Here is an 11,745-nt window from a genome sequence, read left to right on the forward strand (position 1 = left end):
TCTTCGCCGAGGTTGTTCAGATAGTGGATGACAAGCCCATCGTTATAGTCAATATAACTCTTCCACACTGCAAATAAATCGATCTAATATTCTTATGAAGAAAAAGAAGAAAATAATAATTTCAAATAGACTGCCGATACAAATAGAACGAAAAAAAGAAAAATTAATCATCAAGCCGAGTGCGGGTGGACTTGCAACTGGGTTAAACTCCGCTTTTGATAGCGACGAAATACTCTGGGTTGGCTGGCCGGGAATCGTTCCGAAAGATGAAGAGGAAAAAGAAAAGATTGTTGAGCTTCTCAAACCGATGAGCTTACTTCCTGTTTTCTTATCAAAAGATGAAATCCGCAATTTCTACGAAGGTTATTCCAATGAGGTTCTCTGGCCTATCTGTCACTATCAGCCGAGCTACATTCATTTTGATCGCGAATATTGGTCTACGTATGTCACAGTGAATAAAAAATTTTGCGAAGCCGCTCTTTCCATCGATCAACTTTCGGATTTTATCTGGGTGCAGGATTATCAGCTTATGCTGCTCCCGCAACTGCTGCGTTCAGAAAACCAAACACTCAACATCGGTTATTTTCACCATATCCCCTTTCCTTCTGAAGAGCTCTTCATGAACATTCCACAACGTAAAGAATTGGTCGAAGGTTTATTGGGTGCGGATCTCATCGGATTTCATACGTTCGCTGATAGCCAGAACTTTCTAAACGCCTGCAAAAAAATACTGCATGTATCATCTGGTTATAATCAGCTGATATATAAAGATCGCCATATCTTTGTGGAATCCTTTCCGATGGGCATTGATTTTGATAAATTCGTCCAAGTCAGCCATCAACCAAAAATTCAATCCATTGCAAGCCAATTTCGAAGCCACTTTCCCGACCAGAAGATTATTATATCGGTCGACAGGCTCGATTATAGCAAAGGGATATTAGAGCGATTACGTGCTTTTCTCACCTTCCTTGAAAAATACCCCGAATGGCATACAAAAGTTGTCTTATATATGCTTATCGTGCCATCAAGGGATAAAGTGTCGCAATATAAGAAGCTGAAAGACGAGATTAACCGAAAGGTGAGTGAAATCAATTCCATTTATGGAAATTTAAGCTGGACGCCAGTATTATATTTTTACAAATCACTTCCATTCGAGGAACTGGTTGGATTATATGTTGCATCTGATATCTGCATGATTACATCGACGCGCGATGGGATGAATCTTGTCAGTAAAGAATATATCGCCAGTAAAACGTTATCAAAAGGTGTGTTGATTTTAAGTGAGTTTGCGGGCGCTTCCAAAGAACTTGTTGACGCCTTGATTATCAACCCCTATAATCGAACGGAAACTGCTGACAGTATTTACCAAGCGCTTAAAATGCCGCCCGAAGAAGTTCAGGAACGTACCGATGCCAATATTCAGATTATACAGAAGTTTAATGTACAGCATTGGGTGCAACTATTTACCAATCGCCTGGCTGAAACCAAAGCCATCCAGCGTGATGAATGGGCAAGGCGGATTTCAGATAAAGTGTTCAGTAGTATTTCGGAACGATACAGTAAAAGCAGCAATAGGCTCTTTTTCCTGGATTATGACGGCACTTTGGTCAAATTCCAGAACCACGCCCAAAAAGCAACTCCGACGACCTTATTGTACAACCTCTTGGATAATATTATTTCAGACCCACTTAATACCTTGGTCATCATAAGCGGGCGCTCGCAAGAAAGCTTATCGTCTTGGTTTGACGGTCGGTCTTACTATTTGGTTGCCGAACATGGCATTTGGTCAAATTTCCCAAATTTCAACTGGTCATATAAAAAAGGACTGGCACTTCATTGGATGCCCGAAGTAAAAAAATTGATGGAAAAATTGGCCGACCAAACTCCAGGCGCATTTATTGAAGTCAAGCCTTATTCGTTGGCCTGGCATTATAGAAAAGTAGAATTAGGCTTGGGCGAACTTAAAGCCACTGAATTAAAAGAGATTTTAAACCCGATGCTGAATGATTATGGCTTACAGTTACTTGACGGAAATGCGGTCATTGAGGTTAAAAATACGGAAGTTAACAAAGGTAAAGCAGCATTGGAAATTGCAGGTCATATAAAAGCAGATTTTATGTTGGCCATTGGCGACGACATTACCGATGAAGACCTATTCCGTTATCTTCCTCAATCGACGATAAGTATTAAAGTTGGTAGCAATAAGTCTGCGGCAAAATATTATCTGGATGAACAAGAAGATGTTCTTCAATTTTTGAATCAACTTATCATAAAATAATGAACGAAAATACAATGGAAAAAAGACATACCTATCAATCTGGAATCATTGGCAATTGTTCCTATATTGCGCATGTCGGTATGGATACCAATATATCTTGGCTGTGCTGGCCCTCTTTCGAAGATAGCTTTGTATTTGGCAGTATGCTCGACAAACAGCAAGGCGGGCGCTTTGAGATCAGCTCAGAGGAACCTATTGTCGAAACCAAGCAATACTACATCAAAAACTCCAACGTGCTCTGCACGGAAATCCATACAGCGTCCTATGCCTATCGCGTTACGGATTTTGCCCCTCGATTTGAACAATTCGGACGATATTTTAAACCTTTGATGTTGGTCCGGAAGATCGAACCTTTATATGGGGTCCCCAGTGTAAACGTTAGGTGTCATCCTACTGGCGACTATGGCCGATTGGCACTTAAACCAACCCGTGGAAGCAATCATATCCTGTACAGTAACGACCAGATAGGGGAACGAATTCGCCTTACTACGGATCTGCCCATTTCTCATTTCTTTCAAGAGGAGAGCTGGACCATCATCAGTGAGAATAAATACCTTGTATTGACCTATGATGCTGCTTTCGAATCAGCTATCGCAGGTACCTGCGAAGATTTCCTCCATAAGACAATTAGCTATTGGCAGCGATGGATTAAAAGATGTAGTATTCCCAACATCTATCAAACAGAAGTTATTCGATCCGCTTTGGTGCTAAAGCTCCATCAATATGAGGACACAGGAGCAATTATAGCAGCTTCAACAACAAGCTTGCCCGAGTACCCTGGTTCTGGCAGAAACTGGGACTACCGCTATTGCTGGGTACGGGATAGCTACTATGTGCTAACGGCACTGACGCATATCGGTCAATTTGAAGAAATGGAAAGCTTTGCAAACTATATTGCCGGCATCACACATCGTAATCCGGGAAGGCTTCAACCATTGTACGGTATTCTCGGCAATTCCGAGCTTACGGAACATATTTTACCCTATCTAAAAGGATATCAGGAAAGCGGTCCAGTGCGAATCGGGAACCAGGCGTTTGAACATATCCAAAATGACGTCTATGGTCAGGCTATGATTGCATTGTTGCCTCTTTTCACTGATCAGCGATTTAAAATCCATGAAAACAAAAATGTCTTAGGCTGGGTGAATTTTATTCTGGAAAAAATAGAAGCCACAATCGAGGAAAAAGATGCCGGCATTTGGGAGTTCCGGAACTTTGCCAACCATCACTGCTATTCGAATCTTTTCCAATGGGTTGGATGCAAAGCTGCCCTATTAATTGCACGCCAAAATGGTTATCAGGATATGGAGGATCGCGCGAATGTTCTCCTAAAAAAGGCAGAAGCTTACATTGAAGCTTGTTATGACGAGGAGCGAAAAGTCTATCAAAACGCATTAGACAGCCGAAATTTAGATGCAAGCACCTTACAGCTTATTGTTATGGATTATCTTGACCCAAAATCGGACCGTGCACGTCATCACCTCGAGATGCTGGAAAAAGAATTAAAAGGCGAAAATGGACTTTTTTATCGGTATAAGCATCAAGATGATTTTGGCCGCCCCAAATCCACGTTCTTGGTCTGTGCATTTTGGTATGTAGAAGCCTTGGCCTGCGTAGGGCGTGTGGAAGAAGCGAAAGAGATTCTCGAACGTTTGCTGACCTACAGCAATCACTTAGGTCTGTTCAGCGAAGATGTTACGGAAGATAACGGTAGCCAATGGGGTAATTTCCCTCAAGCTTATAGCCACGTTGGATTGATGAATGCTGTTTACCGCCTAGCGATAAAATTGGATAAACCAATTTTTCACTAACATAAAACAAACATGAAGGTGTTAAAAAGTCAGGTTAACACCTTCGGTTTGAGCATTCGAAAGCGCTTTCGGTGCTTATATTTACAGGCGCTTATATTAAGGTCTGTTTGTAGCGATCAAAATGCTCACAGATTTCTTCCACCCCAATTTGTTTACCCATTAAATCTATAAAACGGTTCTTATACAATGAGAAAATATATAATCCTGTTGCCAAGCTTCCCACCACAAAAATACCTTCCTGCTCGTTACTTTTGACCAGTTTATTATTTAGATGACATTCCTTAAGCAATGGTATATCATAAGAAGACCATTTCCCCATTTTATCTTTTAGTACCAACCCAATATTTTTTGTTTCAGTCATCGTAATTTGCTCCTTTCTTAAAAAGGGAACATCAGTAATTGTCTAAATGTTTGCATCATTTGCTGATTCCAGCAAAAATGCGTCTTTTATACACAGTATCAAGTATAAACACGTTATATAAAAAAAGCATGTTTTCACCATTATGGTTTGAAAACATGCTTTTATTAAGTCTGTACGAGATTAATCTATCTTTTGCCAGGCAGATAGATCTGAAAACCCAAACCTACCCCCAATCCACTCGCTCCACTACCCGTATTGATATTGGCTTTACTGTAGTTATAACCGAAGGTGGCTTCCAAAGCCACTGTCCTGGTAATAAAATGTGCATAACCCACATTCGCTCCTACGGCCAGTGCAACATCTTTCCCTTTCGAGCTACCCGAAATCCCGATGTCTCCCTGCCCAAAGAATCTCCCTGTAGTGGAACCTGCATTGGGGAAGTAATAGCGTACAAAAGGTGCAACCCCATATGTCCATTCATTATCAGCATCCTTTACCGTGGCCAAACCTAAGTTGGCTTGCGCTCCGATGGCCAAACCATCCGAAACAAAATAGCCCGCTCTCGGTTGAAGTGCAATGTTAAACGATTTTGCTTCAAAGCTGTAGCCTAGATTACCGATCGATCCACCGACCATCCAGTTTCCTTGCTTTATAGGTTCGATGCCTACCTCCGATGACATCTGTGGCGTGGTCTCAATTTTCTGCGCATAGGCCTGATACCCAATACCTGCAGTTATTAATAAAAGAAGTGTCGATTTTTTCATATATATGTATGTTCTAAATTACTTTAATTTAATAACAAGGTCAATAAATGAAAAGTTTTAAATTTATCATTAAAATATGGATACCACTTTTTAATAAAAAAAACAACCATTCAGTTTTAATTGCTGTTCTTTATAAAAAAGATGATGAATACAGCAATTCAATTTGGTGATTCTATTTCACAATCATATTGGAGAAACTCCATGTACATGAACGAAATAGACCCTCTAGACAACGATCCAAGTACCGACGATGGTACTTCTGTACGGAAGCAGCCTCAAGTCCCTTCCCAAGAAGACGTAACTCCTGACCTATACTATCCTGAAAATGCAGAGGGGCCTGATCCAAGCGAAGAAGAACAACGCGATCGTAGTAATAAAGAAAAAATTAATACAGAAGAGGATCAAAAGAAAGAGCAACCGGACCATTCAGAAGAAGATATTTATGGTGCTGATCCGGATCAAAAGAAAGAGCAAAAAAACTCCCTTAATTAAGGGAGTTTTTTTATCAGATATATTGATAGGTCGACGAGATGGTTACGGTTTTGATTTACTATTATTGATACTGTCTTTCCTAAGTGTGTCTGCTAAACTCGTATCTTTCTGCATGGTCATTTTTTGCTGTTCGCTTAAATTATACCGGGTTTCGTCGGCATCAGTAGGTGCAATGTTGTCTGACTGACCGCTTCCTTCAGTTTGATTTTTGGTCGAGTTTTGGCACGAAAAGAATAGTGTAGCGCATAATATCGCTCCTAAAGTTAATGTGAATCTTTTGCTCTTTTTCATAGTCTATTTTATTTTGCGTTAATCTTTTTCGATAAGAACCACATTCAAAGCTTATTAGTTCAATAAAAGCTGATAAAAACAAAAAATTCAAAAACTTGCTTAAAAAAATGGACACTAGTATATGGCATTAAAACAGGTAATACCCGTAATAAAGACATTTTTTTTAGGAACAAATACCCAATTAAAAAAAGCTATTCATGGCAGTAAATTTTATTGCGACACGTTTAATCCCGCTTTTTTGTAGTGTTTCTACTACAAAATCAAGGATACGCAGCGTTACGTATTTTTCCCATATACCTGTTTAAACAAGGTTTGGATGACCTCTAAATCGCAAAACTAGCACTTTAATTGTACCTCTGTTTATCGAATACACATCAGTCAATTTAACAAAAGGTACTATGAACAATTCCAATTTAAATTTGTTAGTCGAAGAAAAAAGAAGTCTTTTGAAACATTTCGCGGGAAAATTCACCAATGATCCTGATGAAAAAGAGGATTTGATTCAAGAAACACTTATCCGCGCATTAAAATCGATCGATGATTTTATCCGTCACCCCAAGTTAATGTCTTGGCTTTACGTTATTATGAAAAATGTATACATCAATCAATACCGCAAAGCGAAGCGTACGAATGATATCCACGAAACCTACATCGGTCTCGAAAGTACCAACACAATAGAAACAAATAAAAGTGACAATAAATTCATCGCGGATGATATTGAAAAAGCGATGTGCAGTTTATCGGAAGAAAATTATCAAGTGTTTCAATTATTTCTCGAAGGATACAAGTATCATGAGATAGCCTCTTATTTTGACATGCCCGAAGGCACTATAAAAACCAGGATCCACATGACAAGAAAGAAACTTCAAAAGCAACTTAAAATTTACAGGCTCAAATAAAAAACAAAAAGGTGGTTCTAGGGTTATCTATCTAGAAGCAGCTAACCGACATCACAACAATTCGTTAAATGGTAAACATATGAAATCAAGAGTTAAAATAAATAATCAGCAAGCAATGGTCATTGCGCTAATTATCTGCGGCGGTCCGATAGGAAAAGGAAATAGCAAAACCATTGTTCAACCAGAAGTTTCGGAATCAGTAGACAAGAAACAGATTAAGGTCGATACGGAAAAAGGTAAAAAAACTTCTTTTAATAAAAAATAAAGATAGCAATTACCGTCCAACGGCTGCTTTAGCAATTTAAAGCAGCCGTTTTTTTTTTGCGTTTCGCTCCAGCTATCGTGCAACAATCTACTGATGGTACGCAGTATAAAATCGCCTTCATGGATGAAATTATACCTATCCTGTTCTTTCACAAAACTGCAGGGCTACTTGAGGCGTTCTTAAGTGAAAAATAGAAATTCACAAAGCCGACATTAAATGGAAAACAATACGATAAATGATCGTACATTAATCAGCGACCTTATACAGATCAACAACGATCGGATTGCAGGCTATCAGAAAGCTGTAGAAATAGCCACACGCCTCCATCTTGAACATTTAAATAACACCTTTATTGAGTTTATGAACCAATCCGAGGTATTTATTGAAGAATTAAAACCCTACCTAGCTCCGCGGGAAGACGACTCAATCGGAGGAACGATGATCAGTGGCAAGCTATTCAGAATTTGGATGGAGATAAAATCCGCCATTTCAGGAAATGATGAAAGGAGTTTACTATGCAGCTGTGAGCAAGGTGAAGATGCCTTTACACATACCTATAAGGATGTTGTTGACCATGAAGACTGGGAAATCAGCCATGATCTGCTCCTGCTCATCGAAAAACAACTTGGTATACAGCTCGAAGCTCACGAATATATTAAAACGTTACGAGACAAGGCCACTACGTCTTAACCTATTATCAACATATTTTACAAGGGTAAATGCACTATGAAAGCAAGAACGGGGTATACAAGAAGAAAAGTAGGTAAGTCTTTTAAATATTTCGACGCTTCGGAAAAGGAAGTGTCCGATAAAAAGATTTTAGAGCGGATCGCAAAACTCGTTATTCCACCAAATTGGACAGATGTTTGGATCGCTAAAAGCTCAAAAAGCGATTTACAGGCTTTTGGCTTCGACCAAAAAGGACGCAAACAATATATCTATCATTCCAAATTTGTCGGCCAACGGCAAGCTGCAAAGTTTAGCAATATCCTCTATATGGGTAAATACTTACAAGAGTTGAGAAACATCAGTTCCAAACACCTCAAACACGAATTTTGGGACATGGATAAACTTTGTGCAGTTGCTTTTAAAATAATGGACAGTACATTGATTCGTATTGGCAATAAGCGTTATACACTGACAAATAAATCGTATGGGCTGAGTACTTTGGAAAAAAGACACGTCAGCATTGAAGGCAATCAGATATCGCTAGCCTATAAAGGTAAAAAGGGGGTTTTCCAGCAGAAATCCTGGACCAACAAACAACAAGCTAAACTTTTGGAAGAATTACTAAAAATGAAAGGCAAAAGGATATTCCAAATGGATAGTGCAAGTTGCGAAAGCACTTTCTGTGGCTCCGCTTTTAATCAGTATCTGCGGAAGAATTGTACAGGTGAGATCAGTTGCAAGAGTATTCGCATTTGGGGCGCCAGTCGTGAAGCCTTTTATCAGCTTGCGCAAATAAAACAGGCGGAATCACTCAGTGCACGGAAAAGACAATTAAATAGCGTCATCAAGAAGGTTGCAGAGCAACTTGGTAATACGAAGTCTGTTTCGCAGACTTATTATATCCATCCGGCCATACAACAGGTATTTATGGAAGCAAAGTTCCCCTTTATAAAAGATAAATTACCACTAGCGAAGCTTGAAGAGAGAGTATTCCGATTTTTACGTAAGCATGGCTAAGCAGGAAATTACCGGCCAAATCTAAACCATTCTTCCAATGGATGGTTTAGATTATGAAGCCAACTCGCAACCATCTCCATTGCTGCAACAGAAAAGGTTATACCATTTCCGCCGAAGCCACATACAAAATATGAATTTTTGAACTTTCTATGTTCTCCGATATAAGGTAATCCATCTTTGGTCGTCCCAAATGTACCTGCCCAAGTAAAATCAGTGCGGAAGGTTTTATCGACAAAAATTTTATTAAATGACTGCGCTAACTTATGAGACTTCTTTGCAATGAGCTCATCTCGCTTGATGGGATCTCTAAAGGTCTCATCTTCTCCTCCAATCAGAAACCTATCGTCGTCTGTTGTTCGCATATACAAATAGGGCGTGGCCGTATTCCAGATGAGAAGGTCGCGATATAGCTGATTATGTTCTTTATCAGCTTCCGATACAATAGCAAATGTGCTTAGCAGGTCAACAAATTTTTCGGAAATGAGATTTGTTGTTTCGTATCCTGTACAATAGATAATCTTTTCCGCTTTGATTTTAGCCCCTGTTGAAGTAATCGCTGAATTATAACCAGACTTATAAAACACTTTTTCCAACGCTGTTTTGTCAAAAATAGATAACCCTCGGTTAACATTATATGCCAATAGTTCGTGTGTGAAACAAAAGGCGTCAATGCTTGCCCCTAGATCCGAAAGTATACCCCCATAAGCACCGCACATTGCATAACGTTCCCTGATATCCCGCTCCGTCAGCCACTTGACGTCGAAGCCAGCTTCTTGCCTTGCTTCGAACTCCACCTTTAGCCAAGCTATATCCTTTTTCTTTGCCGCATAGTAGAGTGACTGTTTGCTTCTAAAACCAGCTTTCGATCGGATTTTCTTGGCAAGTCTACCTAATTTATCAATCGCTTCTCCACAGGCTCGGTAGCTCGCAATTGCCCCCTGAATGCCGATTAATTCCTTTAATCTATATAAGGGAATATCAATCTCATATTGTAACATGGAAGTTGTTGCCGCCGAACTCCCATTCACAATTTCCCGCTTATCTATAAGAACACATTTCTTTCCATCGGCCATACATTGATGCGCAATCAAGGCTCCGGTGATCCCCCCTCCTACAATAAGTACATCACAGCTTATATCTTTTTGTAAGGAAGGATAGGTATTTAAGAGACCATTCTTCACCAACCAAAATGGCTCATTTGACTTTAAATCCATGATAATAATAGCAGCTTTACAGTATATAACCGATTCCTTTAGGAATAGTTTGCCAGCTATTTTATTAAATTTCAAACCATTCCTCCATAGCGAAGGTTATCGTATTAGCAATAAATGGACAACATATGCGTGCAATTTGGACAGGGGCTATTGGTTTTGGCTTAGTTAATATTCCCATAAAATTATATAGTGCAACTGAAAATGCAAGTCTCGATTTGGACATGCTTGATCGTAAAGATTTATCCAATATTAAATTCAAACGGGTAAATGAACAGACTGGTAAAGAAGTAAAGTGGGACAATATTGTTAAAGGATACTTTATGAAAGACCACTATGTAGTTTTGGAAGACGCCGATTTTGAAGATGCAAGTCCGGAGAAATCAAAACTTATCAATCTGCATGCATTTGTAAAACTGATGGATGTCGACAGTATTTATTTTGAAACACCTTATTACCTCGAACCACAGAAGGGCGGTGAGAAAGCTTATCAGCTGCTTGTCAAAGCTTTAGAAAAAACAAAAATGGCGGGTTTAGGAGCATTTGTGATGCGAAATGTCGAACATCTAGCCCTTATAAAACCCTATCGTAATGCATTGGTATTGAATAAAATTCGCTATCAGCAGGAGATTAGGGGCTTGGACGACCTTAAATTGCCCACTACAATAAAAATTCAAAAGGTGGAAATGGACATGGCGACACAGCTGATTGAGCAGCACAGTAAGTCCTTTGATATTAGTAAATATAAAAATGAATACATGGACGAGCTCCTAAAAATTATCAAGCAAAAAGACAAGGGAAAACGCCCAACCATCCGAAAAATGAAAGTTGAGCATACAAAAGCAGACGATCTCCTTGCCAAACTAAAAGCGAGCTTGGGTTAAGACGCACCGACATAAAAACCTAGGTGGCTTAGCTACCATCAAGGAAGCTAAAAGCAGGAATAAGAAATCCAGTATTTTAAACATAAATGGAAAAACGATGAAAAATATCATACCGGAACAAAAAGAAGGGAAAAGACTTGATTGTTTTGAATCACTTGAATTTGCAAGTGAAGATATCGCTAACTTAGCATTTGAATTGGGCGTAGAGAACCTGAGAAAGGTCAACCATTGGTACACGTTAGCCCAATTACCCGCTACCACATTTCAATTAACAGGCGGTTATGGTACACCGATAGATCGCTTACTCGAATTACATGATTATATCAGACTGGATATCCCCGGACCGGGACTTCCAAGTAGCGGTGGTTATGACTGGGTGCATGTCGTTAACCTCACGCTAGACAAAACCGATGATTATAAAGTTTTTGCCCTAACCTTAAAGCCTTGTCCCGATCCAAGCCATCCCGGCGATAAAAATACAGCTCATTTTTTCGAAGGAATTTCATCGTCAACTTTCCTGATCGAACAGCGTAGAAACAGTATATTGTTTCAATATGCTGGCAGAAACGAGATCATAAACGTTGACAATGAAAATTTTAGCGATAATGTTCGGAACTATCTCGTCGGTTTGGCGGCGAAAATAGGAGCCTCCTATCCGCAGTGGAAATCATTAATTAAAGGAATGGCGAATGCTGTTGCCAAAGAATTTAATGCCCATTTATAGTATGTTACATGTGAGAAAATGGTACCATTTTTAATTCCAAAGTAAAAAGAAGCCAATAAAGCAATTTTATCTACTTTCC

Annotated in this window: 13 protein-coding genes; 9 read left to right on the plus strand and 4 right to left on the minus strand. The window is 39.3% G+C overall.

The window, feature by feature from the left end; genetic code table 11:
- The first annotated feature begins 94 nt into the window (after positions 1-94).
- Both B2O97_RS07835 and B2O97_RS07840 read left to right on the plus strand, forming a co-directional pair.
- Positions 95-2,278, plus strand: coding sequence for a bifunctional alpha,alpha-trehalose-phosphate synthase (UDP-forming)/trehalose-phosphatase (locus tag B2O97_RS07835; protein WP_115048735.1), 2,184 nt, complete (start codon positions 95-97; stop codon positions 2,276-2,278).
- Entirely contained in the window at positions 2,278-4,089 is a 1,812-nt protein-coding gene (locus tag B2O97_RS07840) for a glycoside hydrolase family 15 protein (RefSeq protein WP_070563945.1), read from the plus strand. The genes B2O97_RS07835 and B2O97_RS07840 overlap by 1 nt, the downstream gene beginning before the upstream one ends.
- A gap of 91 nt (positions 4,090-4,180) precedes the next feature.
- On the opposite strand, the gene B2O97_RS07845 is transcribed toward B2O97_RS07840, so the two are convergent.
- Positions 4,181-4,450, minus strand: a complete 270-nt coding sequence (locus B2O97_RS07845) for a hypothetical protein (RefSeq protein WP_286767227.1) — start codon at positions 4,448-4,450, stop codon at positions 4,181-4,183.
- A gap of 185 nt (positions 4,451-4,635) precedes the next feature.
- Positions 4,636-5,214, minus strand: coding sequence for a hypothetical protein (locus tag B2O97_RS07850; protein ID WP_070563942.1), 579 nt, complete (start codon positions 5,212-5,214; stop codon positions 4,636-4,638).
- 141 nt (positions 5,215-5,355) lie between these two features.
- Here B2O97_RS07850 and B2O97_RS07855 point away from each other — a divergent pair, with 141 nt between their 5' ends.
- Positions 5,356-5,706 carry a hypothetical protein gene (locus tag B2O97_RS07855; RefSeq protein WP_147282038.1) on the plus strand — a complete coding sequence of 117 codons (351 nt, stop codon included), beginning with the start codon at positions 5,356-5,358 and terminating at the stop codon, positions 5,704-5,706.
- A gap of 42 nt (positions 5,707-5,748) precedes the next feature.
- Here the strand turns inward: B2O97_RS07855 and B2O97_RS07860 are convergent, their stop codons facing one another.
- A complete protein-coding gene (locus B2O97_RS07860; RefSeq protein WP_070563936.1) occupies positions 5,749-5,997 on the minus strand; it encodes a hypothetical protein in 249 nt (82 codons plus the stop codon).
- Between the two features lie 398 nt (positions 5,998-6,395).
- Here B2O97_RS07860 and B2O97_RS07865 point away from each other — a divergent pair, with 398 nt between their 5' ends.
- The 4 genes from B2O97_RS07865 (at position 6,396) to B2O97_RS07880 (ending at position 8,847) form a co-directional block, all read left to right on the plus strand.
- Entirely contained in the window at positions 6,396-6,896 is a 501-nt protein-coding gene (locus B2O97_RS07865) for an RNA polymerase sigma factor (protein ID WP_070563934.1), read from the plus strand.
- 79 nt (positions 6,897-6,975) lie between these two features.
- A complete protein-coding gene (locus B2O97_RS07870; RefSeq protein WP_070563932.1) occupies positions 6,976-7,161 on the plus strand; it encodes a hypothetical protein in 186 nt (61 codons plus the stop codon).
- Between the two features lie 216 nt (positions 7,162-7,377).
- Positions 7,378-7,851 carry a PA2169 family four-helix-bundle protein gene (locus tag B2O97_RS07875; protein WP_070563930.1) on the plus strand — a complete coding sequence of 158 codons (474 nt, stop codon included), beginning with the start codon at positions 7,378-7,380 and terminating at the stop codon, positions 7,849-7,851.
- Positions 7,852-7,887: 36 nt separating this feature from the next.
- Positions 7,888-8,847 (plus strand): DNA topoisomerase IB, encoded by a 960-nt coding sequence (locus B2O97_RS07880; protein ID WP_070563928.1) that lies wholly within the window; start codon positions 7,888-7,890, stop codon positions 8,845-8,847.
- Positions 8,848-8,855: 8 nt separating this feature from the next.
- Here B2O97_RS07880 and B2O97_RS07885 read toward each other — a convergent pair whose 3' ends face one another.
- Positions 8,856-10,061 (minus strand): NAD(P)/FAD-dependent oxidoreductase, encoded by a 1,206-nt coding sequence (locus B2O97_RS07885; protein WP_286767228.1) that lies wholly within the window; start codon positions 10,059-10,061, stop codon positions 8,856-8,858.
- A gap of 125 nt (positions 10,062-10,186) precedes the next feature.
- On the opposite strand from B2O97_RS07885, the gene B2O97_RS07890 reads away from it, so the two are divergent.
- The gene (locus tag B2O97_RS07890) at positions 10,187-10,942 is read left to right on the plus strand and encodes a Ku protein (protein ID WP_070563924.1); all 756 of its coding nucleotides are present in this window, start codon (positions 10,187-10,189) and stop codon (positions 10,940-10,942) included.
- A 97-nt stretch (positions 10,943-11,039) separates the two neighbouring features.
- Positions 11,040-11,666: a hypothetical protein gene (locus B2O97_RS07895; RefSeq protein ID WP_070563921.1), complete on the plus strand. Its 627-nt coding sequence runs from the start codon at positions 11,040-11,042 to the stop codon at positions 11,664-11,666.
- Positions 11,667-11,745 lie beyond the last annotated feature (79 nt).

Source organism: Sphingobacterium sp. UBA865, from assembly GCF_002295765.1.
Classification (GTDB): domain Bacteria; phylum Bacteroidota; class Bacteroidia; order Sphingobacteriales; family Sphingobacteriaceae; genus Sphingobacterium; species Sphingobacterium multivorum.

Excerpts from the sequence above, each read along its gene's own strand:
- B2O97_RS07835 (WP_115048735.1), top strand. The coding sequence starts at position 95 with ATGAAGAAAAAGAAGAAAATAATAATTTCAAATAGACTGCCGATACAA.
- B2O97_RS07840 (WP_070563945.1), top strand. The coding sequence starts at position 2,278 with ATGAACGAAAATACAATGGAAAAAAGACATACCTATCAATCTGGAATC.
- B2O97_RS07845 (WP_286767227.1), bottom strand. The coding sequence starts at position 4,450 with ATGACTGAAACAAAAAATATTGGGTTGGTACTAAAAGATAAAATGGGG.
- B2O97_RS07850 (WP_070563942.1), bottom strand. The coding sequence starts at position 5,214 with ATGAAAAAATCGACACTTCTTTTATTAATAACTGCAGGTATTGGGTAT.
- B2O97_RS07855 (WP_147282038.1), top strand. The coding sequence starts at position 5,356 with ATGATGAATACAGCAATTCAATTTGGTGATTCTATTTCACAATCATAT.
- B2O97_RS07860 (WP_070563936.1), bottom strand. The coding sequence starts at position 5,997 with ATGAAAAAGAGCAAAAGATTCACATTAACTTTAGGAGCGATATTATGC.
- B2O97_RS07865 (WP_070563934.1), top strand. The coding sequence starts at position 6,396 with ATGAACAATTCCAATTTAAATTTGTTAGTCGAAGAAAAAAGAAGTCTT.
- B2O97_RS07870 (WP_070563932.1), top strand. The coding sequence starts at position 6,976 with ATGAAATCAAGAGTTAAAATAAATAATCAGCAAGCAATGGTCATTGCG.
- B2O97_RS07875 (WP_070563930.1), top strand. The coding sequence starts at position 7,378 with ATGGAAAACAATACGATAAATGATCGTACATTAATCAGCGACCTTATA.
- B2O97_RS07880 (WP_070563928.1), top strand. The coding sequence starts at position 7,888 with ATGAAAGCAAGAACGGGGTATACAAGAAGAAAAGTAGGTAAGTCTTTT.
- B2O97_RS07885 (WP_286767228.1), bottom strand. The coding sequence starts at position 10,061 with ATGGATTTAAAGTCAAATGAGCCATTTTGGTTGGTGAAGAATGGTCTC.
- B2O97_RS07890 (WP_070563924.1), top strand. The coding sequence starts at position 10,187 with ATGCGTGCAATTTGGACAGGGGCTATTGGTTTTGGCTTAGTTAATATT.
- B2O97_RS07895 (WP_070563921.1), top strand. The coding sequence starts at position 11,040 with ATGAAAAATATCATACCGGAACAAAAAGAAGGGAAAAGACTTGATTGT.